21 protein-coding genes are annotated in these 25584 nt (G+C 37.8%); 18 read left to right on the forward strand and 3 right to left on the reverse strand.

What is annotated here, in order from left to right; genetic code table 11:
• Positions 1-422 precede the first annotated feature (422 nt).
• Positions 423-1784 (reverse strand): YjiH family protein, encoded by a 1362-nt coding sequence (locus ABDZ63_RS08860; RefSeq protein WP_343783205.1) that lies wholly within the window; start codon positions 1782-1784, stop codon positions 423-425.
• A 305-nt stretch (positions 1785-2089) separates the two neighbouring features.
• On the opposite strand from ABDZ63_RS08860, the gene ABDZ63_RS08865 reads away from it, so the two are divergent.
• The 6 genes from ABDZ63_RS08865 (at position 2090) to ABDZ63_RS08890 (ending at position 5693) form a co-directional block, all read left to right on the forward strand.
• Positions 2090-2221: a hypothetical protein gene (locus tag ABDZ63_RS08865; RefSeq protein ID WP_343783206.1), complete on the forward strand. Its 132-nt coding sequence runs from the start codon at positions 2090-2092 to the stop codon at positions 2219-2221.
• Positions 2222-2408: 187 nt separating this feature from the next.
• Positions 2409-3764, forward strand: coding sequence for a sodium-dependent transporter (locus ABDZ63_RS08870; RefSeq protein WP_343783207.1), 1356 nt, complete (start codon positions 2409-2411; stop codon positions 3762-3764).
• 46 nt (positions 3765-3810) lie between these two features.
• A complete protein-coding gene (locus ABDZ63_RS08875; RefSeq protein ID WP_343783208.1) occupies positions 3811-4137 on the forward strand; it encodes a DUF5327 family protein in 327 nt (108 codons plus the stop codon).
• Between the two features lie 35 nt (positions 4138-4172).
• Positions 4173-4544: a DUF423 domain-containing protein gene (locus ABDZ63_RS08880; RefSeq protein WP_343783209.1), complete on the forward strand. Its 372-nt coding sequence runs from the start codon at positions 4173-4175 to the stop codon at positions 4542-4544.
• A gap of 146 nt (positions 4545-4690) precedes the next feature.
• Positions 4691-5101, forward strand: coding sequence for a PH domain-containing protein (locus ABDZ63_RS08885; protein WP_343783210.1), 411 nt, complete (start codon positions 4691-4693; stop codon positions 5099-5101).
• Between the two features lie 73 nt (positions 5102-5174).
• Positions 5175-5693: a YwhD family protein gene (locus tag ABDZ63_RS08890; RefSeq protein WP_343783211.1), complete on the forward strand. Its 519-nt coding sequence runs from the start codon at positions 5175-5177 to the stop codon at positions 5691-5693.
• Positions 5694-5849: 156 nt separating this feature from the next.
• Here ABDZ63_RS08890 and ABDZ63_RS08895 read toward each other — a convergent pair whose 3' ends face one another.
• Positions 5850-7799 carry a transglycosylase domain-containing protein gene (locus tag ABDZ63_RS08895; RefSeq protein ID WP_343783212.1) on the reverse strand — a complete coding sequence of 650 codons (1950 nt, stop codon included), beginning with the start codon at positions 7797-7799 and terminating at the stop codon, positions 5850-5852.
• Positions 7800-7993: 194 nt separating this feature from the next.
• On the opposite strand from ABDZ63_RS08895, the gene ABDZ63_RS08900 reads away from it, so the two are divergent.
• Both ABDZ63_RS08900 and argS read left to right on the forward strand, forming a co-directional pair.
• Complete coding sequence (locus tag ABDZ63_RS08900) at positions 7994-8434, forward strand: YwiB family protein (protein WP_343783213.1); 441 nt, start codon at positions 7994-7996, stop codon at positions 8432-8434.
• Between the two features lies 1 nt (position 8435).
• Positions 8436-10106, forward strand: a complete 1671-nt coding sequence (argS, locus tag ABDZ63_RS08905; protein ID WP_343783214.1) for an arginine--tRNA ligase — start codon at positions 8436-8438, stop codon at positions 10104-10106.
• 845 nt (positions 10107-10951) lie between these two features.
• Here argS and ABDZ63_RS08910 read toward each other — a convergent pair.
• Positions 10952-12121 carry a phospholipase D-like domain-containing protein gene (locus tag ABDZ63_RS08910; RefSeq protein WP_343783215.1) on the reverse strand — a complete coding sequence of 390 codons (1170 nt, stop codon included), beginning with the start codon at positions 12119-12121 and terminating at the stop codon, positions 10952-10954.
• A gap of 181 nt (positions 12122-12302) precedes the next feature.
• Here ABDZ63_RS08910 and ABDZ63_RS08915 point away from each other — a divergent pair, with 181 nt between their 5' ends.
• From ABDZ63_RS08915 to ABDZ63_RS08960, 10 genes are all read left to right on the forward strand, one after another.
• Entirely contained in the window at positions 12303-14420 is a 2118-nt protein-coding gene (locus ABDZ63_RS08915; RefSeq protein WP_343783216.1) for a (Fe-S)-binding protein, read from the forward strand.
• 381 nt (positions 14421-14801) lie between these two features.
• Positions 14802-15824, forward strand: coding sequence for an ABC transporter ATP-binding protein (locus tag ABDZ63_RS08920; protein ID WP_343783217.1), 1023 nt, complete (start codon positions 14802-14804; stop codon positions 15822-15824).
• Positions 15805-16737: an ABC transporter ATP-binding protein gene (locus ABDZ63_RS08925; RefSeq protein ID WP_343783218.1), complete on the forward strand. Its 933-nt coding sequence runs from the start codon at positions 15805-15807 to the stop codon at positions 16735-16737. The genes ABDZ63_RS08920 and ABDZ63_RS08925 overlap by 20 nt, the downstream gene beginning before the upstream one ends.
• A gap of 7 nt (positions 16738-16744) precedes the next feature.
• Positions 16745-17707 carry an oligopeptide ABC transporter permease gene (opp4B, locus tag ABDZ63_RS08930; protein WP_343783219.1) on the forward strand — a complete coding sequence of 321 codons (963 nt, stop codon included), beginning with the start codon at positions 16745-16747 and terminating at the stop codon, positions 17705-17707.
• 23 nt (positions 17708-17730) lie between these two features.
• Positions 17731-18636 (forward strand): ABC transporter permease, encoded by a 906-nt coding sequence (locus ABDZ63_RS08935; RefSeq protein WP_343783220.1) that lies wholly within the window; start codon positions 17731-17733, stop codon positions 18634-18636.
• A gap of 104 nt (positions 18637-18740) precedes the next feature.
• Positions 18741-20624 carry an oligopeptide ABC transporter substrate-binding protein gene (locus tag ABDZ63_RS08940; protein WP_343783221.1) on the forward strand — a complete coding sequence of 628 codons (1884 nt, stop codon included), beginning with the start codon at positions 18741-18743 and terminating at the stop codon, positions 20622-20624.
• A gap of 370 nt (positions 20625-20994) precedes the next feature.
• Positions 20995-22182: an acetyl-CoA C-acetyltransferase gene (locus tag ABDZ63_RS08945; protein WP_343783222.1), complete on the forward strand. Its 1188-nt coding sequence runs from the start codon at positions 20995-20997 to the stop codon at positions 22180-22182.
• Positions 22183-22211: 29 nt separating this feature from the next.
• Positions 22212-23063 carry a 3-hydroxybutyryl-CoA dehydrogenase gene (locus tag ABDZ63_RS08950; protein WP_343783223.1) on the forward strand — a complete coding sequence of 284 codons (852 nt, stop codon included), beginning with the start codon at positions 22212-22214 and terminating at the stop codon, positions 23061-23063.
• A 41-nt stretch (positions 23064-23104) separates the two neighbouring features.
• A complete protein-coding gene (locus ABDZ63_RS08955; RefSeq protein ID WP_343783224.1) occupies positions 23105-24244 on the forward strand; it encodes an acyl-CoA dehydrogenase in 1140 nt (379 codons plus the stop codon).
• 15 nt (positions 24245-24259) lie between these two features.
• Complete coding sequence (locus ABDZ63_RS08960) at positions 24260-25399, forward strand: acyl-CoA dehydrogenase (RefSeq protein WP_343783225.1); 1140 nt, start codon at positions 24260-24262, stop codon at positions 25397-25399.
• Positions 25400-25584: the final 185 nt, after the last annotated feature.

A 25584-nucleotide genomic window follows, 5' to 3' on the forward strand; every position in this document is an offset into this window, starting at 1 on the left:
TGGGTGCTTTTTTTGTCTTATCAAACCGCTGAGTTGGCCTCAGGTGAGAAGCGAAGGTGGTGACGCCTGCGGGAACAGCACGTGTCTCGAGACCCCACAGGCCATGCTTTTCGGCCGAGGAGGCTCGAGCCGTGCCCGCGGCAAGCATCCACCGTAAGCGGAACACCTGACGCCAACGGCCGCTATCATAACCACATCCTAAATTGTGTCTCTACCCCAACAAATATTTTAGAGCCTAATAGAAAATCCCCAACTAGTGACAACAAGTCAACTAATTGGGGATTTTTAAACCACTCTATTAATGAAAGTTTCGCTCAAATATCGAGAGTTTTTCTCATTAATCAAGGATTCCACTCAATGATTCATCACTCTTCGCGATGTATAAATATACCCGTACGATCTCTTTTAACATAACCTAATGATTAAAAGATTAAGTGAGCCATTAAAATAATAACTGGTAGTGCAATAGCTGTACGTAATAAGAAAATCACGACTAAACGTTTGAAGTTAATTGGTATATTAGAAGCTAATAGAACACCACCAACTTCAGATAAATAGATTAACTGTACAACGCTTAAAGCAGCTACGATAAATCGAGTCATTTCATTACCGACAGATTCAATTAATAAAGCTGGCAAGAACATGTCTGTAAAACCAATTAAGATCGTTTCTGCTGCAGCCTGAGCTTCAGGGACTTGCATAAGTTCTAATATTGGTACAAATGGTGTACCTATCCAAGTGAAAAACGGTGTCATTTCAGCTACGATTAAACCGAGTGTACCAACGGCCATAACGATTGGTAAGACGCCAATCCACATATCTAAAATATTTTTAGTCGCCGCTTTAAAATAACCGCCTACTCCTGGTGACTTTTCTGCACGCGTAACAGCTTGCTTATACCCCCAAGTGAATGGATTATAATTCGCAGGAATCGATTCATCTAATTGATGCTCATCACCTGTATAAGTTTCATCAGGAATACGCGATAAAGGTGGAATACGTGGCATAATTAATGCAGTCACTAAACCAGCTACAAAAATCGTAGCATATAAAGGTAAGAACATGTGCATTAGATCGACCTCTTGGATGATTGAGATCGTAAATGTAATCGATACAACTGAGAATGTAGTACCAATAACCGCAGCTTCACGTTTCGTATAATAACCTTGTTCATACTGCTGGTTTGTTAAAAGAACACCAACTGTACCATCGCCAAACCATGATGTTAAATTATCGACTGTTGAACGTCCTGGTAATTTGAATACAGGGCGCATAATCTTCGCAAAAAGAGCTCCAATTAATTCTAGTAAACCAAAACTTAATAACAGTGGTAATAATAAACCAGCAAATAAGAATACAGTTAATAAGAAAGTAAGTAATCCGTCTAATAAAAGTCCACCAGTAATGTCAGAATAAATACCTTCCCAACCAATTTGGAAATACGTTAAAATAGCAAAAATCATACCTAATAAACGAACAATTAACCAAACGGGCCCGACATTAAATAAATCACCAGCCATAGTCCCTTTTGCGAATGTATTAGGATTACTCTTGTGCATAAAATGTGCGATCAGCGAGAGAATGGCTGATATTGATATAATTATTAAAACAAGTAATACAGCATTTTCTCCTAGAAAAGCTTCTAGTTCACCTGCTAATACCGCAACGGGAATACTTGTCTCACCGCCATAAGTAATTGGCGTCATGAATAAGAAAATACCTAGAATAGATAGAATTAAAAATTTGAAATGATATTTTAATGGAATAGTAGAATGGTCTTCCATCGATAACCCCCCTTTAGAATCAAATATATTATGACATATACATGTTTATGCAACAAGATGCAAAAATATAACCAAAAGAATCTGTCATTTTTATTTTAAAAGCATTATGTTATTAAACGATTTCACCTCCAAAAAAAATTGCTCCTTTTTTACAACAATTTAAAATTTTCTGACAAAACCCCTTTACATTTTAACATAAAATATCTATAATATAAATTGGTTGGTTTTATTGAGTTAAATTGCCTTTAATAAATTACATATAAATATATAAATTCTCTTTATTTTTTAGGAGGTTGCATAGACAAATGAAAGAACGATGTGAGAAATTAGTATCTATATTTGAAACAGAGTTAGGTCGAGATCTATGCAAAAAAGAGAAAGAGTTCGTTTACTGGATCTCTGAAAAACAGAAAAAAGATGTGAAAGTTAAAAGATAATTAATATAAATAGCTTACTGCACTGCAATTAGCAGTGTATTATTTTTATCTATTTATAATTTTATCAATTTAAAGCATTGACACTTAAAAGGGGTTAGGTGATAAAATTTAATAAACTTTAACAAATCATATTTTTCAAAGTTGAATCATATGTTACTGTTGTTCAATATAATAAGGAGTGAGGTTTATGAGCAGTTCAGATGGGATTTCCCATGATCAATGGAAAACTAGATTCGGATTCATGCTTGCTGCAATGGGTTCAGCAGTAGGATTAGGTAATATATGGCGTTTTTCATATGTTGCAGGTGAAAGTGGCGGTGCGACATTTCTATTAATATATTTATTCTTTGTTCTAATAATTGGTATTCCTCTACTTTTAACAGAGTTTAGTATTGGTAAAGCAGGTCAAATGGATGCTGTTGGTTCCTTTAAGCGTTTAGCACCTAATACGAAGTGGCACTTAACAGGGGTAATGGGTGTCATAGGTGGAGTGTTAATTTTAAGCTTTTATAGTGTTGTATCAGGTTGGACTTTATTTTATTTATATCAATATGTAACGGGTGCTTATTGGACAGAACCAGATGGTGGATTTGGTGCTGCTTTTGAAGCGTGGACAAGTAACCCTGTAGCCCCGCTATTTTGGCAAGCATTATTTCTAGGACTTACGATTTTAATTGTTATGCGTGGAATTAAGAAAGGGATTGAACGTGCTAACAATGTGTTAATGCCTCTATTAGCCGTATTGTTAATTTTTATGGCAGTGTATGGGTTAACATTAGATGGGGCAAGTGAAGGGCTATCATTCCTATTCACCCCAGATTGGTCTATGTTAACAGAGCCGTCTGTTTACTTCATGGCATTAGGACAAGCTTTCTTTTCATTGAGTATCGGTATTTGTGGCATGTTAACTTACAGTAGTTATTTAAAAGCGAAAGACCGCTTACCAGCTGCTACAGTTGGAATTGGCTTAATGGATACAGTATTTGCATTAATTGCAGGTGTGATGATCTTTACAGCAGTGTTCAGTTTTGGTGTAGAGCCTGATTCAGGACCACCATTAGTCTTTATTATTTTACCTAGTATTTTTGAGAGTATGCCAATAGGACACATTGTTGGAATTATATTCTTCGTTCTATTAACAATGGCAGCATTTTCATCCGCCTTATCACTATTAGAATTACCAGTAGCATACGTACACCGTACACTAGGTTTAACACGTAAACGCGCGACTTTAATTATGGGGTCAATTATATTTGTTTTAGGTGTTACAGCATCTTTAGGGTTTGGTGTGTGGAGCCATATTCAAATTGGCGGTAATAACATTTTAGATATGATGGATAATATTACGGCGAATGTCATCTTGCCATTAGGTGGTTTGTTAATGGCGATCTTCGTTGGTTGGTATTTAAGTCGTGACCAAGCGATTAAAAACAGTGAAATTGAATCACCAGTGTTACAAAAAATTTGGCTTACTATAGTACGTTTTGTTGTACCTGTTGTCATGGTGACGATCCTAATCATCTCGATATTCGGCCTTGCATAAATGTGCTATAATGCTTGTAGAGTATAGTTGAATTAGGTGAGTGACGATGACGATATCTTACGGTGCAATAATCGAAAAAATGAAAAATGAATTACAATCTATTGAACAGTCTACTAACGAAGCTGATATACATGCTAAAATGTACGCAATCCGATCGTTAGCGGATGTTGTATTAACTTCTGATGAGCGCCGAGCAACAACTTTGGATTCAAATGATCAATCGCATTTCAAAGAACATAATCAAAGTGATCTAGAAGTTTCTGATATTGAAGCACGAATGATGGGTATTCAAAAGCCTGAGAAGAAAAGCTTTGACAAAGGAACAAGGTTAGAAGAAGATGATACAAATGGCGATTCGATCTTTGACTTTTAATTTAATGAACCAGTTAAGCGAAGGGGCGTAAAGAGATGAAGATTTTGCTTATGATAGGTGCGATTAGTGGGTTTATTACAGTTGCGTTGGGTGCTTTTGGAGCGCATGGGCTAGAGAATCGATTAAGTGAAAAAATGATGCAAACGTGGGAGAAAGCTGTACAATACCAAATGTTTCACACGATTGCGATATTCATTGCTTCGATTTTACTTTTGAAAACTGAATTAACTGTATTCCAAACTTCTGGATGGGCATTTTTAGTTGGAATTCTAATCTTTTCTGGAAGCTTGTATATCTATTCACTAACAAGTACTAAATTTTTTGCCATGATTACACCAATAGGCGGCTTAGCCTTCTTAATTGGTTGGATTATACTTGCATATGGCGTAACGAAGATAGTAGCTTAATCAAAAACCTGTTCTCAATTTAGCTTGAGAGCAGGTTTTTTTACTTTAACTATGAAAATTTTATAACATTTAAGCAAAATTATTTCATGACAAGAACCCTTCATATATTATAGTGATAGACAAAATACAAGTTGAGGAGTATTGTTATGCAGCTAATCATAAAAAGTCTCTTATTAAGTATTGTAATTATGATGTTCATACCATTTATGGCTAATGCTAGTGAAGAAGAGGATTATTACCGTTTATCAGTAGAGAATGAATGGTACCCAGTACAAGATGAATATGACAATCTAGAGCTACCTTATATTTTGTATACTTTAGATGCTGTATTTACTGACAGTGAAGAAGAGCGTGAAGCGTGGACAAGGCAAGTCGATGACACAATAGCTAATGAGCTTTGGGATTTCTTTCATCAAGACACTGTAAAAGGTTTAACTTACACAGATGAGGTGCTCGATTATTTAGATGAAAACTTTGAGATCGATGAAGGCGGCTTCTTAAGCGCTATTGGTAACTTTTTTAAGAGTATCGTGAATTTCTTCAGTAACTTGTTCTAAAAGGCTATACTTTTATTGAATAGTTGAATGTGGCACAATATAAAGTGAAAGTCGACTGAAGGAGGCGTGAGTGATGAGCGAAGGAAAAAACCAAGAGAAAAAAAGCAATCAATTTACAATTATGAAAGATGATCCGATAGATGGTCACCCGGGTTACAGTGGTGGAGGAGCTTTTAGTTTAGAAAATATGTCCCCGCTGGTTGTTGACCCTAATGAAGACCGCGTATGGGTTGATATGGGTGCTATGCATGCGCGTAGTGAAGTTGAAAAACGTATTAAATTTGTAACAGATCAAGAGGAAGTACCAAATGGGAAGCCTTATTGGATTGTATGGGTAACAGTAGAGCGCGGTGAAGAAGGACCTTATTACTATGGTGTTGCCGCTTGTTATCTAGAAGTCGACCGAGAAGCCCGTCGAGGTTATAAAGTATTAGCCGAGCACGTAAACCGTATGGATAAGTCACTTAAAGGGCGAATCATTTTAGAGCATATGGATGACGATTCTAAAGCATTATTAAGAGATTTCTTGAAAGAATTTAATGAACAATATTGGGAACTTTCAACAGATGAATTAAAGAATGTTCTGGCTTAATTATGTCTGAATTGTGAACAATTCATCTCATGATTGTACTTTGCTTAAATTCTTTGTAAAATAAAACTAAACATGGGGTTCTACAATCTACATGTTTATTAGGACAAAAAAGCAGGGTTAGCTTTTAAAGGCTAACCCTGCTTTTTTATTGGCTGGTTAAATTTCATCACATGATTCAGTCGGTTCAGTTCCTTGAATATAATACATTAGTCGCGACTGCTCTTCACAGCCAGGACCCTCTAATAATCCAGTCTCAGGATCAACCCGAACACCCGTGACTCCAGAAGGGACTGAGAAAGCTTCAACTGGAAGGTCTTCGTGTAAATCGCTCATGAAATCGCCCCAAATTTGCTTCGCTGCTTGTTGTTCTATTGTAGTTTCTAAGTCGCGATTGTCATCATACCCTGTCCATACCGCTGTTGTATAATTAGGGCTAAATCCAACCATCCATGCATCGTGGTCTGTCGTGCCAGATTTACCAGCGAACTCATGGTCTAAAGAATGACTAATGGATGCGCCAGTCACTCTTAAGTATCCACTTAGTCGATCATCAAACATCCCAGTTAATAAATGGGTTAGTATAAATGAATAATTTTCATCTAATACACGCTCGGGCGATTCTTCTTCATGTTGATAAACAATATCTCCATTACGATCTTCAATTTTCTCAATAACGTATGGCTCAATTTGCCACCCGTTGTTAGCTAATAAAGAATAGGCTTTTGCCATATCAAACACAGAAACTGACTCTGTTCCTAAAGCTAACGCTAACCCTGGCTCTAAACCTCCTTCAATCCCGAATAATTCAGCAGCTTCAACTAAATTCTCTGGCCCCATAAACATATTCGTCTTAACGGCATAAATATTATCAGAAACGGCTAATGCTTGAGCTAAAGTGACAGGGCGCTCGGCATAACGATCGTTATAATTAGTCGGATCATATGGCCTACCATCTTCTAATGTAAAAGATGTTGGTGCGCTTTCGAGTGTGGTTGATGGTGTATATCCATAGACTAAAGCCGCATAATAGAGAAAAGTTTTAAACGTTGAACCTGTCATCCGTTCAGACTGTACAACACGATTAAATGGACTTGTTTGGAAGTTTCGACCACCTTGTAATGCAACAATTTTTCCTGTTTGATGATCAATTGTGACGGCTCCAACCTGATAATCCTCATGTTCTGGCAATCTGTTGTTTGTGTTTTCTTCTAATGATGCTTGTGCTTCAGGGTCAATGGTTGTATAAATATTATAACCATCCGCCTCGAGTCGATCACGGTCGACATCTAGTATATTAGCAGCTTCATTCATCGCAAAGTCAATATAATAATCGCCAATATCTTGTTGCGCTTCAACGGTCGTTGCAATCTGCAGTGGATCTTCTAAAGCTTGGCGATATTCACTATTAACAATCTTCCCTAAATCACGCATCCGGCTTAAGATCCACTGTTGCCTTTCAACAGCACGATCATATGCGTGGATAGGTGAATACATTGAAGGGCCCCTAGGAATTGAAGCGAGTAGGGCAGATTCAGAGATTGATAAATCAGAAGCCGGCTTATCAAAATAATACTGACTAGCAGCCTCAATACCATATTGACCATGACCGAAATAAATCGTATTTAAATATCCTTCTAAAATTTCATCTTTAGATTGAAATATTTCTAAACGAAGAGAGATTAAAGCTTCTTGAATTTTACGCTCCCACGTTTTCGAATGAGTTAAGAATACATTTCTCGCAAATTGTTGTGTGATTGTACTTGCTCCTTGACTTTTTTGCTGGGTTAACAGGTTATGATATGCTGCACCAGCAATTCGTTTAAAATCAAAGCCGTAATGATCAAAGAAATGTTGATCTTCTGCTGCCACAAAAGCATCGACCACATGTGGTGATATATCATCTAGAGGTACTGAATATCGACTTTCTACGCCGTGATGTACGGAAACGATATCTTCATGTTGGTCATAAATAACTGTATTTTCATCTATTTCAAATGAGGGAGGGCCTTGTACTAAAGTGTATGTAAATATGACAATAATAGATGATAATAAGAATACCAAACTAAAAAAGCCTAAGATGACCAGTCGTCTTAAAAGTTTTCTCATATTTTGTTGACTCCTGTCTATTGCAGTCTTAAATTTTAGTATGGAATAAGTAGGAAGAAATTAAACATCAAGATTCAGTTAAATTAGCGTGGTAAAATATTTGGTTTTTACGTTTGCTTCTCTTTTATTTATGGTTTCGTTATAATACAATTTGATATACGTAATGTTTCGGATGAAAGAGAGGACGAAGAGGGTTGTCAAATCAAGTTTTAAATGTCGATATTACCGTAGATACAGAAATCAAAGACCCAAATGGTTTAGAAGAAGTGATTAGTCGTAAAGAGAAAGGCTCTTATGTACAAAGAGGAAAACTTCACATCATTAAATATGAGGAAGAAATGGAAGAGTTTGGAGTTGTTAACACAACTGTGATTGTTACAGAAGAGAAAATCACTCTAAAACGTGAAGGCCCAATAAAAATGCATCAAGTGTTTCGAATTGGAACGAGTACAGAGAGTGTTTACCGTCATCCGTATGGTCAATTTAGAATGGAGACGAGAACGAATCGAATGGAATACTATAAAGGTGAGAAAAACCGTTCTGGGAAAATATATTTACAATATGAAGTTCTATTAAATGAAGATGAACCGAGAGAACATATATTAGAAATTAAATTCCAAGAGGAGGATGCTTGAAGTGAACGTAGTGGAACAAGTTGAAATTCAATTAAAACAAGCAATTGAACAGGCTGTACTAAACGCTAACTTAGCTAGTCAAGAAGAAATGCCAGAAGTCGTGTTAGAAACGCCAAAAGATAAAAGTCACGGTGATTATGCGACAAATATGGCGATGCAACTAGCTAGGATCGCTAAAAAAGCACCTCGTGAAATTGCTGAGGATATTGTGAATGAAATTAATATTGAGGAAGCTTCGATCAAATCGATTGATATAGCAGGTCCAGGCTTTATTAATTTCTTTATGAACAATTCCTATTTAGCAAATGTTATCGATACGATTTTTGAACAAGGGAGTCATTATGGAAATACGAATGTAGGACAAAGCGAACGCGTGCAAATTGAGTTCGTTTCAGCAAATCCAACTGGTACACTTCACTTAGGTCACGCAAGAGGAGCAGCATATGGTGACACGTTAGCGAATGTGATGGAGAAGGCTGGTTATGAAGTTGAGCGTGAGTACTACATTAATGATGCTGGTAATCAAATTGATAATTTAGCTAAATCAATTGAAGTTCGTTATTTTGAAGCGATCGGCGAAGAAAAGGAAATGCCAGAAGATGGCTATCGGGGTCAAGATATTATTGACTTAGCATCTGGCTTAGTGGATTCACATGGCCATCATTTTTATGAAATGGAAGAGACTGAGCGCTTGCAAGCTTTTAGAGAACACGGCCTAAAGCATTTATTAGCACAAATTAAACAGCACTTAGAAGCATTCCGTGTTCCTTTTGATACATGGTTCTCAGAAATGTCATTGTATGATGAAGGTAAGGTTGAAGAAGCAGTTAAAGCCTTGAAAGAAAAGGGCTATGTTTATGAAAAGGATGGAGCGGTATGGTTTTCTTCGACTGAGTTTGGTGATGATAAAGATCGTGTATTAGTAAAGCAAGATGGCACTTACACATATTTAACACCAGACATCGCCTATCACCAAAATAAGCTTAGTCGAGGGTTCAATCACCTGATCAATATTTGGGGAGCAGACCATCACGGCTACGTGACGCGAATGAAAGCTGCAATTCAAGCTTTAGGTAATTCTAAAGATTTATTAGATATTAAAATTACTCAGATGGTTAACCTGTTTGAAAACGGCGAAAAAGTTAAAATGAGTAAACGTACAGGTAAAGCGGTAACGATGAAAGAGCTAATTGATGAAGTTGGATTAGATGCGACGCGTTATTTCTTTATTATGCGTTCAAATGATGCTCATTTAGATTTTGATATGGATTTAGCGCGGTCTGAATCTAATGATAACCCAGTTTACTACGTCCAATATGCGCATGCCCGTATTTGTAGTATGCTTAAACAAGCAGAAGATAAAGGGGTTAATCTTGAAGCAGAGCCGAATTTATCTTTACTAACAGCTGAAAAAGAAATAGACCTTCTAAAACGATTAGGTGACTATCCGCAAGTGGTTTCTGAAGCAGCAACAAAGAAAATGCCGCACCGTATTCCACAATATGTTTTTGACTTAGCATCAGACCTTCATAGCTTTTATAATGCTGAGAAGGTAATCGACTTAACTCAAGTGGAGTTAACACAAGCTCGTATTGCTTTAATGAAAGCAACTCGTATTGTTATTCAAGATGCTTTAAACTTAATCGGTGTTCACGCACCAGAAAAGATGTAAGAGGTTGGGACAAAAGGGTTGAAGTGTGGTGAAAACATGAACGTTTAGTAGTTCACCTTAGTTGACCAGTTACTTTATGGAATCCAAATGCGTAGACTCCTGCGGGTGCAAAGGCGAGGCTGAAACCACAGTGCGTAGGAGGCCACTGAAAAAGGCGGTTAATTTTAATCTATAAAGTAGATTTTTAAAAAAGGAGTCTTTTTATCGATTTTTTCGATAAGAAGACTCCTTTTCTATCCTAATATTGGCTCTTATTGGTCTATTAGCTTGATTTTAATGAATTCGGCGGACTGTAGCTGATAACGGGTAACAAAGGCATTCGTTTCCTCAAATCACTTACGACAGAATGATTGATGACATTGGTAGCGACGCTTACGATACCAGACCATTGTGGGCCGATTAAAAATCGGTTGTTTTTAACCTTTTGCCAACGATAATCGTGAACCTTAACCGTTTGAGGTATGACAAATAGGGCATGATGTCATCTCACGTTGGCGTTCGACATAAATATGAAAATGATCGTTTTTCCCATGTATCGATCACATGAAAGTTTTCCAATCCTAGTAATGTCATGTTATGGCATATACACGCAACTCTTTTTGTGTTTGTGTTGGTGGTATAAAACAAGGATAACTAATAAGGCGTTAACGTGCTTTTTTGTGTAAAGTGGAATCAGGCGAACGCCCAATTAATTAGGCGTTCGCCTGATTAATTTGATTTTCGCCTGATTATTGAGAATTTCGCCTGAAAAATAAAAATTTCGCCTGATTCCCAAATAATCAGGCGAAATTACCCAGATTACAAGTAGTTCGGATCTTACACTGTAAAATTCCTTTGTCTCACCCTCATAACAATGGTCTAACTATATAAGCGATTGCTTTTTTGATTGCCATGACAAACCGGTTCGGGTCTTTGAACCAGTCTTCATACGAAGGAATCGACTCTTTAACATCTTCCATGAAGTAATTATCAACTCTTCTTGTGAATTCTTCATCAAAAACTAACACATTCACTTCATCACTTAAAAACAGACTCCGACGATCAAAGTTGGCTGTGCTAATATCCACTATTTCGTTGTCGAGTATGAGAATTTTAGCGTGATAAAAGCCGTTATTAAACAAGTGCACATTTGCCCCTGCTTGCTCTATTTGTTTCAAATAAGGAATTGAAGCCTCTTTTACAAGGGGGTGATCTGATTCATGAGGGTAGAGTATATCAATTTGAACTCCTTGTTTAACTTTTTCTTTTAATAAATCAATCAGTGTTTCACTCGGAATGAAATAGGGTGTTCCGATTTTAATGGACGTCTTTGCATCATTAATTAACTTATAGAAATCTTTTTCTAAAGTACCATGAGAAGAAGGTGATAACTGGACTTTGTAGGCACCTTTTGTTGTAGGTTTAGCTTCGAATTCTAAACTTTTATTTGTATTACGCTCCCAATCAAGTTTGAACAAATCTAGAGCATCTATTGTTGCCTCACCAGTTAATCGTAAATGATAATCACGCCACAAAGAAAACTTCGGGCTATCGTTGACATATTGATCACCAACATTAAATCCCCCAATATAAGCAACTGAACCGTCTATGACTGTAACTTTTCGATGATTACGATGATTAATAGATGAAAAGAATCCTTTAAAAGAAATTTTATTACTAAAAGCAAACTGAACACCAGCATTCTTGAGCTCTTCTTCTACACCGTTTTTAAGTGATCTTGACCCAACCCGGTCGACAATTAAGTATGCAGGAATGCCTTCATCTGCTTTCTCTTTTAATAATTGTAAGAATTTTTTTCCAAATGTATCATTGTTAATAATAAAGAAGTTAATACATATAAATTGCTTAGCATGGCGTACGTCTTCAAAAAATTGATTGAATAAGCCTCTTCCATCCCAGTAAAATGTAATATCAGCTTGACGAATCGGATAATCAGGCACTTCTACTGGTTCTTTATGTCGTGAGTTAAATATAAAAAAGATAATAATTAAAGCTATAATAATTAAGGCCCACATAATGCCTGTCCTCCTTCTTTTGTTAGTATGTTATTCGTCAAGATTATATATACAAAAAAATGATTGACTGAATGCTCATTCAGTGTATAATGAAATTATACGAAAACTTTATCAATTCTGACGTATTTCGTGTTAGAATATGGATAGTTGTACGAACTTAAACAATCATGGGGGGAGACAGATGGAAGCGCTATTATGGGTTAATTGGATTGCCTTTTTAGCAATTACAATTTATGCGTTATTCTTATTTGTGCAAGTTGTACGAACGAGAATTGCTTATATTAAGCTAGGTCGTAAATCTGAGTATGATCAAGACGTTAAACAACGTTTGAAGGATATTTGGGTTTATGTATTTGGACAAAAGAAATTGTTGAAAGACATGAAGTCCGGAATTATTCATGTGATGATGTTCTATGGTTTTTTACTTGTGCAGTTTGGTGCAATCGATTACATATGGAAGGGATTAAATCCTGAATCGAATCTTCCATTTGGAATCTTCTATCCAGGTTTTGTTTTTTTTCAAGAAATCGTAACGTTGACGATATTAGTTGCGGTTGTCTGGGCGTTTTACCGTCGTTATATTGAGAAGCTCGTCCGTTTGAAACGAGGCTTTAAAGCGGGGTTAGTATTAATTTTTATCGGTACATTAATGGTAACGGTACTCGCTGGTAACGGTTTTGAGATGGTCTGGCATGAACATAGTCTAACTTGGACAGAACCAGTTGCTTCTGCGATTGCTTTTGTATTTATGTGGATGAGTCCAACAGTTGCTGCTACGATGTTCTACATTATGTGGTGGATTCACTTAGTTGCTTTATTAGCATTTTTAGTTTATGTTCCACAATCTAAGCACGCACACTTAATTGCTGGTCCGGCAAACGTATACTTTAACCAAGATAAGAAGCATGGAAAGCTTGAACCAATCAGCTTTGATATGGACGAAATGGATGAAACAGAAGAGGAGCCTTCCTTTGGTGTAGGTAAAGTTGAAGATTTAAGTGAGTTACAGTTACTAGATTTATATGCATGTGTTGAATGTGGGCGTTGTACTGATGTCTGTCCAGCCTCAGGCTCAGGTAAGATGCTTTCACCAATGGATATTTTAGTGAAAATTCGTGACCACTTAACAGAGAAGGGTGCTGCTGTAACAGGTAAATCTGCATGGGTACCATCTTATGCATTTGCTAATGAAACGGGCAATCAAGTAGCTGATCCTAATGGGTCTTTAAAAGAACAAGTGATGAATCAACAATTAATTGGTGATGTCGTAACTGAAGAGGAGCTTTGGGCTTGTACAACATGCCGTAATTGTGAAGATGCATGTCCTGTTATGAACCAACACGTTGACACGATTATTGATCTTCGACGTTATTTAGTGATGACTGAAGGTAAGATGGACCCAGAAGCTCAGCGTGCGATGATGAATATTGAGCGTCAAGGTAATCCTTGGGGGCTCTCTAAGAAAGATCGTGAAAACTGGAGAGAGATGGATGAAACACTTCGCATTCCAACAGTTAAGGAATTAAATAAAGAAGGCGAAGAATTTGAGTATTTATTCTGGGTAAGTTCAATGGGTGCATATGATAATCGCAGTCAGAAGATTGCTGTTGCTTTTGCACGTTTAATGAACCAAGCTGGCGTAAAGTTCGCAATCTTAGGTAATAAAGAGCGTAACTCAGGTGATACACCGCGTCGTTTAGGGAATGAGTTCTTATTCCAGGAGCTTGCGGAGAAGAATATTAAAGAATTTGAGAAGAATGATGTGAAGAAGATCGTTACAATCGATCCACACGCTTATAATATTTTTAAAAATGAATATCCTGACTTTGGCTTTGAAGCGGAAGTCTATCACCATACAGAATTATTAGCTGAATTAATTAATGAAGGACGTCTTGAACCTAAAGAAGCAGTCAATGAGAAGATTACTTTCCACGACTCTTGTTATTTAGGCCGTTATAATGAAGTGTATAATCCACCACGTGACATATTACAATCGATCCCTGGAGTTGAATATGTTGAAATTGAGCGTAATCGTGAAAATGGTATGTGCTGTGGTGCTGGTGGTGGTATGATGTGGATGGAAGAAACAACAGGGAACCGCGTCAATGTCGCTCGTACTGAACAAGCACTAGAGGTGACACCAAATACGATCTCTAGTGGATGCCCATATTGTTTAACGATGTTAACTGATGGTACGAAAGCAAAAGAAGTAGACGAAGAAGTCACAACACAAGATGTTGCAGAAGTATTGGAACGTTCCATTTTTGGAGAACCAGCTAAAACTGAACAGCCTGCATAACAATGAACCCCTATATGATTTAGGTTTGTCCAAATCATATAGGGGTTTTTATTGAATATAAGTATTATAAATAAGGTTAAAATTGTAAGAGTTAAAATATTAAATTATCCTTGAATATTTAGAATTGAGTGTTAAAATAGTTTAATAACAATGTAATGTGGGAATAATAAAAATTTAATATATTTTTAGAAAAATGTTAAAACAGGTTGCATTTCATAAATTAGTTACTTAAAATAATAGTTATTATAATATTTTAAAAATTACGTTATTGAAATTTTCGGGGAGTTCTTTTTTTAAGAAGAATTTTCGGAATATACACAATAAATAAAAATTACCTCCTAAAAGAGGTCAGCAAGAAAATATAGGTGTAGGGTGATTGTGATGAACCAGAATTTATTAGAGATCAAGAACTTATCAACATCCTTCCGTATTGGGGAAGAGTATTACGCAGCGGTAGATGATATATCGCTAGACCTTAAAGAGAATGAAGTGCTAGCGATTGTTGGGGAATCAGGGTCAGGAAAGAGTGCAACAGCTTTTTCTGTTATGGGGTTACATAACCGCGCAAAAATTGAAGGTGAAATTCTGTTTAAAGGTAGAGACATTGCTAATCTACCACCTTCAAAAATGAATAAAATTCGCGGTAACGAGGTTTCAATGATTTTCCAAGATCCATTAACAGCACTAAATCCTTTAATGGAAATTGGCAAACAAATTGGAGAAGTTCTCCTTTTACACAAAAAAAATATGTCAAAAGAAGAACGACGTAAGTATTCAATTGAGTTATTAGAACGTGTCGGACTACCTCGACCAGACCGTGTGGTAGATCAGTTCCCACACGAATTATCAGGTGGTATGAGGCAACGTGTCATAATTGCGATTGCAATTGCTAATAAACCAGAATTGCTCATTGCAGACGAGCCGACAACAGCACTTGATGTAACCATTCAAGCACAGATTTTAGACTTAATTCGTGAATTGAAAGATGATTTAAACTCAGGAGTCATACTAATTACGCACGACCTTGGTGTTGTAGCAGAAATGGCAGACCGAGTAGCAGTTATGTATGCCGGACAAATTGTAGAAATAGCAGATGTAGAATCGATTTTTGTTAACCCACAGCATCCATATACGCGTTCGCTTCTAAGTTCAGTTCCTGCAACTGATCATTCGGAAGATCGCTTGCATGTTATTCAAGGCATCGTACCGTCACTTAAAAACTTACCACGTGAAGGTTGTCGTTTTAAAGCACGGATTCCTTGGATTGAAGATGCCGCTCATGAAGAAGACCCACAGTTACATGAAGTAAGTGAGAACCACTTTGTGCGCTGTACATGTTATCAGCATTTCTACTTCAAAGAAAAGAGCAAGGGGGAGCAAGCTAATGGCGTTACTGAAAGTTGATGATTTAAAAATACACTTTCCAATCAGGGGCGGAATCTTAAATAGAAAGATTGATGAAGTGCGAGCGGTTGATGGAGTTTCCTTTGAAGTACCTGAAGGGGAAACTTACGGATTAGTTGGGGAATCGGGTTCAGGTAAGACGACTACAGGAAAAGCGATTATGGGATTAAATAATATTACTGATGGTGAAGTTTATTTTGATGGTAATCATTTAAACGACAAGAAAGGTAAGAAAGTGGACGTAAGAAAAGACGTTCAAATGATTTTCCAAGACCCGTATTCAAGCTTGAATCCTAGGAAGCGGGTTCTAGATATTATAGCTGAACCGTTTAGAAACTATGAAAAGTTGACAAAAAACGAAGAAAAGAAAAAGGTACAAGAGTTATTAGAGCGTGTTGGGATTGGTGCAGATAGTATTATGAAATACCCACATGAATTCTCAGGTGGACAAAGGCAACGAATTGGGGTTGCTAGAGCAATTGCTTTAAACCCTAAATTGATTATTGCAGATGAACCTGTATCAGCGCTAGACGTATCAGTTCAAGCTCAAGTATTGAACTTTCTACAAGATATTCAAAAGGATATGAACCTCACACTATTCTTTATTGCCCATGACCTAGGGGTAATTAAACATATGTGTGATCGTATAGGTATTATGTATCAAGGGCGATTGGTTGAAGAAGGGTTGACAGAAGATATTTTTAACAACCCACAACACATTTATACGAAAAGGTTAGTTGCGGCAATACCTGATATTGACCCAAGAAGGCGTGAAGAACACCATAAGTTCCGTGCCCAAGTCAAAGAGGAATATCAACAATCATTTTATGATTACTTTGATGAGAGTGGCTTAGCATACGAACTGAAGAACATTTCAGATACACACAAAGTAGCGTTACCAGAAAGAGGTTGATTCGATTATGTGGAAATTTATCGTTAGAAGACTAATTATAACAATGCCGCAACTTGTTTTATTAAGCCTACTCGTATATGTATTAGCTTCATTTATGCCAGGTGATGCTCTAACAGGTCAATATGGTCCAGATATGTCACAAGAAGCAATTGAGCAGCAAAGAGAAAGGTTAGGGTTAAACAATCCGTGGTATGTCCAGTATGGAGACTGGGTTGCAGGGGTTTTTCAAGGTGACTTTGGAACATCGACACGGTTCCATATGCCAGTTAGTGACTTAATTTGGGATCGGATGATTAACACGGTATGGCTATCCTTAGTGTCAGTCATCTTCATTTATGCAATTGGCTTACCATTAGGCATTATTAGTGGTCGTTGGAATGATCGTTTAGTTGACCAAGTCATAACAGGATACACTTATGTTGGATTTGCAACACCACTTTTCATATTTGCCTTAATAACATTATTTATCTTTGGTTTCCAGTTTGGGTGGTTCCCAACAGGTGGGTCAGTTCAATCTGGATTAGAGCCAGGAACATTTGAGTTCTTCTTAAGTAAATTACACCATTTATTACTACCAGGGTTATCAATAGCTCTAATAGGTGTTGTTGGAACGGTCCAATACTTAAGAAGTGAAATTATTGATACGAAACAAAAAGACTTCATTATTACAGCAAGGGCGAAAGGTGCCCCAGAATCTAGAGTTTATAATAGACATATTTTCCGTAACTCAGTTTTACCAATCGCGGCTTTCTTTGGTTACGAGATTACGATGTTAATTACGGGATCGATCTTCGTAGAGAGAATCTTTAGTTATCCAGGCATGGGCAACCTCTTTATAGAGTCGATTCTACTAAGAGATTACCCAGTGGTAACATCGGTCGTATTACTATTTGGATTGGCGGCAATTCTTGGGGCATTACTATCAGACATTATCCTAAGTATTGTTGACCCAAGAATTCGTATTAAATAGAAAGGCTGCAGGGGGTGAAACGAGTGAGTAATAAACAAGCAGAACAAGAATTAGAACATAAAGTAGAGAAAAGTCCTTCAGGTTTAAGTATATTTTGGAAAGAAATTTTAAAAGATAAATTAGCTTTAATTTCACTACTATTTTTAGTCTTGACCAGTCTAGGGGTGTTTGGAATCTCCTTAATATTGGACCAAGATGAAATTGTAAGGGTTGATATGTTTGCACTTTACGAATCACCATCAAGTGAGTTTTGGTTAGGGACAGATTATGGTGGTAGAGATATATTTGGTCAATTAATTATTGGTACAAGAAACTCATTAGCCATTGGAATTTTAGTTACGATTATGTCAGGTTTTATTGGAATTGTGTTTGGTGTTGTATCTGGTTATTTCGGTGGCCATGTTGATAACGTGATGATGCGTATTGTTGATTTCTTTATGGTACTACCAAACTTAATGATCATCATCGTTTTCGTAACCATTGTACCAAAATACAGTGTTTGGACGTTCTCACTTGTTATGACCGCATTTTTATGGATGGGAATCGCGAGGTTGATCCGTTCAAGGGCATTACAAGAGAAAGAACTAGACTACGTTCAAGCATCGAGAACGTTAGGTTCATCACATACTAAGATCATTTTCTCTCAAGTGTTACCAAATATAGCTTCATTAATCGTAGTAACAATGACGCTTAACTTAGCAGCAAATATAGGAATTGAATCGGGGCTATCATTCTTAGGATTCGGATTCCCGGAAAGTACACCAAGTTTAGGTACACTACTAAGTTATGCAACCAATCCAACTACATTAGAAGACAGATGGTGGATTTGGGTACCTGCAGCAGTATTAATTTTAATTTTAATGCTTGCTGTTCGTAACGTAGGTGAAGCACTAAAACGTGCTGCTGATGCTCGACAAAGAAGAGCATAATCAATTTGGTACAATCGTTAGTCACAACTTGTGACTAACGATTAGTATAAATATGGTCAGTTTATCTGACCGAAAATACTTAAGGAAAAAGGGGAGGTATTTTAATGAGCAAATCACTAATGGGCAGATATCTATTTGTCCTAATGCTCGCTCTGTTCTTGGTTCTAGCCGCTTGTGGTGGCGATGACAATGGTGAAGAAGCACCAGAGGAAGACCCAGGCGATGAAACAGAACAAGAAGAAGAGGAAGAAGAAGAGGAAGAAGAGCCAGCAGAAGACCCGGAAGACATGGTTTATGACATCAATGACTTTGATATGAAAGTGTCAAATGATGGAGAGCCGATTGATGGGGGTCACTTAAATTTTGGTTTAGTATCAGACACAGTATTTCAGGGTACATTAGACTATAACTTCTATTCAGGTACTCCTGATGCTAATATCCTTATGTTTATTGATGAGGCATTATTATCACATGATGAAAACTTCAACTATACTCAAGATGGCGCAGCTACTTTTGAGGCAGATGAAGAAGAAGCTACAATCACGTTCACTATCGGTGATGATATCCAGTGGCATGATGGTGAAGAGTTAACTGCAGAAGACTGGGTATATTCTTATGAAGTAATCGCACACCCTGAATACACAGGTGTTCGTTATGGTACAGTAGGTTTCACTCTAATTGAAGGTATGCAAGAATACCATGAAGGTGAAGCTGATGAGATTTCAGGTATTGAAATCCATGATGATAAGTCTTTCACTATTCATTATGAGCGTTTAACACCATCTCTATTATCAGGTGGTATTTGGACTTACGCAATGCCGAAACATATCTTTGAAGATATTCCAGTAGGAGAAATGGCTGAAAGTGATGCTGTTCGCGAAGACCCTATTGGAATTGGTGCATTCCAAGTAGATTCAATCGTTCCAGGTGAATCTGTTGAATTAGTTAAGAATGAAAACTACTGGCGTGGAGAACCGAACTTAGACGGTGTTACGATTCAAGTTATTAACCCGAACGTTGTAGCACAAGAATTAGAAACTGGTGGAGTAGATATCGTATCTGAGTTCCCAGCCGATCAGTATCCTGAAAACTCTCAAATGGAAAACGTTGACTGGTTAGGTCAAACTGGTGGTTCTTACACTTATATTGGCTTTAAGCTAGGTGACTGGGATGAGGAAAATGGTGAAGTAAATTATCAAGGTGAAGACATGAAGATGGGTGACGTTGAATTACGTCGTGCCATGTGGTATGCAGTTGATAACGATGGTGTAGGTGAAAACTTCTACAACGGTTTACGTTGGGCTGGTACGACACTAGTTACGCCATGGCACCCTGATTACCATGATGATTCAATTGAAGTGCCAACATTCGACCCAGAAGAAGCGAACCGTATTCTAGACGAAGCTGGTTATGAAGATCAAACGGGTGATGGTTTCCGTGAAATGCCTGATGGTGAAGAGTTAGTCATTAACTTTGCATCAATGTCAGGTGGAGACGTAGCTGAACCAATTGCAAACTACTACATGCAACAATGGGAAAACGTTGGTCTAAATGTACAATTAATTGATGATCGTCTATTAGAATTTAACCAGTTCTATGAGCGTGTAGGTGAACACGGTGAAGATGATCCGGATATCGACATCTACCAAGGTGCATGGAGTGTAGGCGCTGATGTGGACCCTACAGGCTTATATGGTCGTACTCAATTATTCAACTTCCCTCGTTATGCGAGTGAAGAAAACGACCGTCTATTAGCAGAAGGTATTTCTGAGGAAGCATTTGACCCAGAAGTACGTTCAGAAGTTTATAGCGAGTGGCAAGAATATATGGTTGAAAACATTCCTGTATTCCCAACACTATACCGCGCTGAGTTATTCCCAGCTAACAATCGTGTAGTAAACTACGGTAACGCTAGCTTAATTCCAGGAGATGACACTTACTGGCATGAAATAGGCGTAACTGAAGAAGAACCAGTTGTAGCTGAATAATAGTTATAAACTAAACGCATAGAGGCTAGCCTCTATGCGTTAGTTTTGTTTTTGGAGGGTTTCTTAGTAGATTGTTCGGCTACACCCTTGATTAGCAAGCTCTGCATATTAGATCTACCTTTTTACAATTTTTGAGCTTATGATTCGATACCACTTATTATCTTTGAACAACGGACTTGACCAAATAACCATCCTTTAATACTACCTCTAAATTGTGCCTCTATCCATCAAGAAATATATTATGCTGTCTTGAAATGAAGGGAAATATACTTAAAATAATTAAAAATTCACATTAATCGAACGAACGCTCAATCGAATTATGTTATAATAATTGATAACGGTTACAAAGATTTAAAAAGGAGAGATACATATGGTTAAAACGGTGATTGTATCAGGCGCAAGAACACCTTTTGGTAAGTTTGGAGGCTCATTAGCTCCATTAACAGCTGCTCAATTAGGTGGTGTTGCTATTAAAGAAACACTAAATCGTGCAAACGTAAAAGCTGATGAAGTAAGTGAAGTCATCATGGGTACAGTTCTTCAAGGAGGGCAAGGGCAACTTCCATCAAGGCAAGCTATGCGCTATGCAGATATCCCTTGGGCAACAAAAACCGAAACGATTAATAAGGTTTGTGCTTCTGGAATGAGAAGTGTCGCTTTAGGTGATATGTTAATTCGATTAGGAGAAGAAGATGTCATCGTTGCTGGTGGTATGGAAAGTATGAGTAATGCTCCATACTTTATGCCAAATGCTAGATGGGGATTAAGAATGGGTGATCATAAAGTGGTCGACATGATGGTACATGACGGCTTAACTTGCTCATTTGAAAACGTTCACATGGGGACATACGGCAATAGAACGGCGGATAATTTTAGTTTAACTCGCGAACAACAAGATGAGTGGGCAGCTCAAAGTCATGAACGTGCTTTAAGTGCCATAAAAGACGGTAAATTTGACGATGAAATTACAACAGTTGAAGTACCTCAACGAAAAAAAGACCCGATCAAAGTGGAACATGATGAAGCACCACGTGAAGGCACAACAGCTGAAGGATTATCTAAGCTCCGTCCTGCATTTGGTAAAGATGGTACCATCACTGCAGGTAATGCGCCTGGTGTCAATGATGGCGCTTCTGCAATGCTACTAATGTCAGAAGAAAAAGCTAAGCAAAATGGCCATGAAACTTTAGCGACCATTGTTGCTCATGAAGAAGTAGCAGTAGAGGCTGAGCGTTTTCCTGAAACACCAGGGATCGTCATTAATCAGTTACTAGAAAAAACGGGTTATAAACTAGAAGATATTGATCTATTTGAAGTGAATGAAGCGTTTGCAGCTGTTTCATTAGCAAGTAGTGAGATTGCGGGGTTAGATCCCGAGAAAGTTAATGTAAATGGTGGAGCAGTAGCATTAGGTCATCCAATAGGTGCAAGTGGTGCCAGGATCATTTTAACACTTGCTTATGAGTTAAAACGTCGTGGTGGCGGATTAGGTATTGCATCGATCTGTTCTGGTGGCGGTCAAGGTGATGCCTTATTAATAGAAGTTCCAAAACAATAACAAACTAGATTCATAGGGGAGAAGAGCATATGACAGTGAATAAAGTAATGGTAATTGGCGCTGGTCAAATGGGGGCAGGAATTGCACAAGTATTTGCACAGTCCTCGTTTGATGTGAAGCTTAATGATATTTCAGAAGAGTCATTGCAGAAAGGTTTAGCAACAATTGAAAAGCTACTTTCACGTAATGTGGAAAAGGAAAGAATGACAGAAAACGAGAAACAAAATACTTTAATGAGAATTGAAACGACAACTGACTTGGAAGATGCAAGGGATTGTGACCTTGTCATTGAAGCGGTTGTTGAAAATATGGAAGTGAAGTCCAAAGTATTTAAGCAGCTAGATGAAATTACACCTAAACACGCGATTTTAGCAACGAACACATCCTCTTTACCTATAACAGATATTGCGGCTGTGACAAATAGACCAACTCAAGTAATTGGAATGCATTTTATGAATCCTGTTCCAATTATGAAGCTAGTAGAGGTTATTCGTGCGATTCAAACATCAGATCAAACTTATCAAACGATCGAAGAAACAACGAAGCAATTAAATAAAAATCCTGTAGAAGTAAATGACTACCCAGGCTTTGTTTCTAATCGTGTTCTTATGCCGATGATTAATGAAGCCATTTATACTGTCTATGAAGGAGTAGCTGAAGTAGAGGCAGTAGATGAAGTGATGAAGCTTGGTATGAATCATCCAATGGGACCACTTCAACTAGCTGATTTTATCGGATTAGACACCTGCTTATATATTATGGAAATCTTGCATGAAGGGTTTGGCGATAGTAAATATCGTCCTTGTCCGTTATTACGTAAGTACGTCAGCGCAGGTTGGTTAGGTAAGAAGTCTGGCCGCGGCTTTTACGTATATGAATAAACTAGCTTCATAGAAGAAAGTGTAAACGGAGGAAAGCATTCATGAATTTACAGTTTACTGAAGAACAAGAGATGATGCGAAAAATGGTGCGCGACTTTGCACAAAATGAAGTCGCACCAGAAGTAGAGCGAATGGAGAAGGAAGACCGATTTCCAGAAGAATTAATCAAGAAGATGAGCGAGCTTGGTCTTCTTGGTATTCCAGTTGACGAAAAGCTTGGTGGCGCTGGGATGGATTATACATCTTATATCATTGCGATTCACGAACTATCAAAAGTCAGCGCTACATTAGGTGTCATTCTGTCAGTTCATACGTCAGTTGGGACTTTCCCAATTTTGAAATTTGGTACAGAAGAACAAGTCAACCATTATATTCCTAAGTTAGCCTCTGGTGAGTACTTAGGCGCTTTTGCTTTAACAGAACCAGGAGCAGGTAGTGATGCTGGTAACTTGAAAACGAAAGCAGTCAAAGAAGGCGATCACTACATTTTAAACGGCTCTAAAGTTTTCATTACAAATGGAGGGTACGCTGATACTTATGTCGTGTTTGCTAATACGAACCCTGAAGTTGGAAGTAAAGGTGTATCAGCGTTTATTGTTGAAAAAGACACACCTGGTTTTGAAATAGGTGTTAAAGAGAAGAAGATGGGTCTTCACGGGTCCAGTACAGTATCTTTAAATTTCGATAACTGTAAAGTACCAGCTTCTCAACTTCTAGGTCAAGAAGGAGAAGGGTTTAAAATTGCGTTAGCTAACTTAAATATTGGGCGAATTGGAATTGCGGCACAAGCATTAGGTATTGCTGAAGCATCATTAGAAGAAGCCATTGATTACGCAAAAGAACGTGAGCAGTTTGGCCGTCCAATTGCTAAGCACCAAGGTGTTTCGTTTAAGTTAGCGGATATGGCAACTGCTGTCGAATCTTCTAAACTATTAGTCTACAATGCTGCATCACTTTATCAAGCAGGTATGGACAGTAGTAAAAAGGCTTCGATCGCTAAGAAATTTGCTTCAAAAACCGCAGTAGATACATCAATTGAAGCAGTCCAAGTATTTGGTGGTTATGGATACACAGAAGATTATCCAGTCGAGCGTTACTTCCGTGATGCAAAAATCACGCAAATATATGAAGGCACAACAGAAGTACAAAACGTTGTCATTAGCAGGCAACTGTTGAAATAAAAGGAGGCAAACTTAATGAATTTCCAACTAACAGAAGAACAACAAATGCTACGCAAAATGGTTCGTGATTTTGCGGAAAATGAAGTCGAACCAACAGCAGCTGAGCGTGATGAAGAGGAACGATTTGACCGCGAAATTTTCGATAAAATGGCGGAACTTGGCTTTACTGGGATCCCGTGGCCAGAGGAATACGGTGGAATTGGTTCAGACTTTGTAAGCTATGCTATTGCTGTTGAAGAACTTTCACGCGTATGTGCATCAACAGGTGTTACATTATCAGCTCACATTTCATTAGCTAGCTGGCCAATTTACATGTACGGATCAGAAGAACAAAAGCAAGACTTCTTACAACGTCTTGCAACAGGTGAAGCGCTTGGTGCTTATGCATTATCAGAGCCGGGTGCAGGTAGTGATGTTTCATCAATGAAAACAACAGCTAAGCTTGATGGTGATGAATATATCCTAAACGGATCGAAAGTGTGGATTACTAACGGTGGCGTAGGTGATATTTACGTTGTTTTTGCCAAAACAGATATGGATGCACAACATAAAGGAATCTCTGCGTTTATTGTTGAGAAAGGAACTGAAGGTTTTACTTTCGGTAAGAAAGAAGAAAAACTTGGGATCCGTTCATCTCCAACAACAGAGTTAATCTTTGAAAACTGCCGAATCCCTAAAGGAAATATGTTAGGTGAAGAAGGGGAAGGGTTCAAGATTGCGATGACAACATTAGATGGTGGGCGTAACGGAATCGCAGCGCAAGCAGTTGGTATTGCGCAAGGTGCATTAGACAAATCAACTGAATATGCCAAAGAACGTGAACAGTTCGGAAAACCAATTGCGAAAAACCAAGGGATTTCTTTTAAACTAGCAGACATGGCAACCGAAATCGAAGCTTCAAGACTACTAACTTACCAAGCGGCATATAACGAATCAGAAGGTTTACCCTATCAGAAAGAATCAGCAATGGCGAAATTATTCGCTGGAGATACAGCAATGAAAGTAACAGTAGAAGCGGTGCAAGTATACGGTGGTTACGGCTACACGAAAGACTACCCAGTTGAGCGGTACATGCGTGATGCGAAAATCACGCAAATTTACGAAGGCACACAAGAAATTCAACGACTAGTCGTTGGACGAATGGTGACGAAATAAGTTTTATTGAAAATTAAGCCTGAATGGACTTGTCCATTCAGGCAATAATTGTCGGACGAAGCAGGATAATTGTCGGACGAAGCAGGATAATTGTCGGACGAAGCAGGATAATTGTCGGATGACGTACAATAGTCTGTGTAAGTCCAAATATGTATAAAAAAAGAAAGTAAGGTACACCCTCTAGT

Origin of the sequence: Alkalibacillus silvisoli (assembly GCF_039521975.1) — a bacterium.
Classification (GTDB): Bacteria; Bacillota; Bacilli; order Bacillales; family Alkalibacillaceae; genus Alkalibacillus; species Alkalibacillus silvisoli.

Excerpts from the sequence above, each read along its gene's own strand:
- ABDZ63_RS08860 (WP_343783205.1), bottom strand. The coding sequence starts at position 1,784 with ATGGAAGACCATTCTACTATTCCATTAAAATATCATTTCAAATTTTTA.
- ABDZ63_RS08865 (WP_343783206.1), top strand. The coding sequence starts at position 2,090 with ATGAAAGAACGATGTGAGAAATTAGTATCTATATTTGAAACAGAGTTA.
- ABDZ63_RS08870 (WP_343783207.1), top strand. The coding sequence starts at position 2,409 with ATGAGCAGTTCAGATGGGATTTCCCATGATCAATGGAAAACTAGATTC.
- ABDZ63_RS08875 (WP_343783208.1), top strand. The coding sequence starts at position 3,811 with ATGACGATATCTTACGGTGCAATAATCGAAAAAATGAAAAATGAATTA.
- ABDZ63_RS08880 (WP_343783209.1), top strand. The coding sequence starts at position 4,173 with ATGAAGATTTTGCTTATGATAGGTGCGATTAGTGGGTTTATTACAGTT.
- ABDZ63_RS08885 (WP_343783210.1), top strand. The coding sequence starts at position 4,691 with ATGCAGCTAATCATAAAAAGTCTCTTATTAAGTATTGTAATTATGATG.
- ABDZ63_RS08890 (WP_343783211.1), top strand. The coding sequence starts at position 5,175 with ATGAGCGAAGGAAAAAACCAAGAGAAAAAAAGCAATCAATTTACAATT.
- ABDZ63_RS08895 (WP_343783212.1), bottom strand. The coding sequence starts at position 7,799 with ATGAGAAAACTTTTAAGACGACTGGTCATCTTAGGCTTTTTTAGTTTG.
- ABDZ63_RS08910 (WP_343783215.1), bottom strand. The coding sequence starts at position 12,121 with ATGTGGGCCTTAATTATTATAGCTTTAATTATTATCTTTTTTATATTT.
- ABDZ63_RS08915 (WP_343783216.1), top strand. The coding sequence starts at position 12,303 with ATGGAAGCGCTATTATGGGTTAATTGGATTGCCTTTTTAGCAATTACA.
- ABDZ63_RS08920 (WP_343783217.1), top strand. The coding sequence starts at position 14,802 with ATGAACCAGAATTTATTAGAGATCAAGAACTTATCAACATCCTTCCGT.
- ABDZ63_RS08925 (WP_343783218.1), top strand. The coding sequence starts at position 15,805 with ATGGCGTTACTGAAAGTTGATGATTTAAAAATACACTTTCCAATCAGG.
- opp4B (WP_343783219.1), top strand. The coding sequence starts at position 16,745 with ATGTGGAAATTTATCGTTAGAAGACTAATTATAACAATGCCGCAACTT.
- ABDZ63_RS08940 (WP_343783221.1), top strand. The coding sequence starts at position 18,741 with ATGAGCAAATCACTAATGGGCAGATATCTATTTGTCCTAATGCTCGCT.
- ABDZ63_RS08945 (WP_343783222.1), top strand. The coding sequence starts at position 20,995 with ATGGTTAAAACGGTGATTGTATCAGGCGCAAGAACACCTTTTGGTAAG.
- ABDZ63_RS08950 (WP_343783223.1), top strand. The coding sequence starts at position 22,212 with ATGACAGTGAATAAAGTAATGGTAATTGGCGCTGGTCAAATGGGGGCA.
- ABDZ63_RS08955 (WP_343783224.1), top strand. The coding sequence starts at position 23,105 with ATGAATTTACAGTTTACTGAAGAACAAGAGATGATGCGAAAAATGGTG.
- ABDZ63_RS08960 (WP_343783225.1), top strand. The coding sequence starts at position 24,260 with ATGAATTTCCAACTAACAGAAGAACAACAAATGCTACGCAAAATGGTT.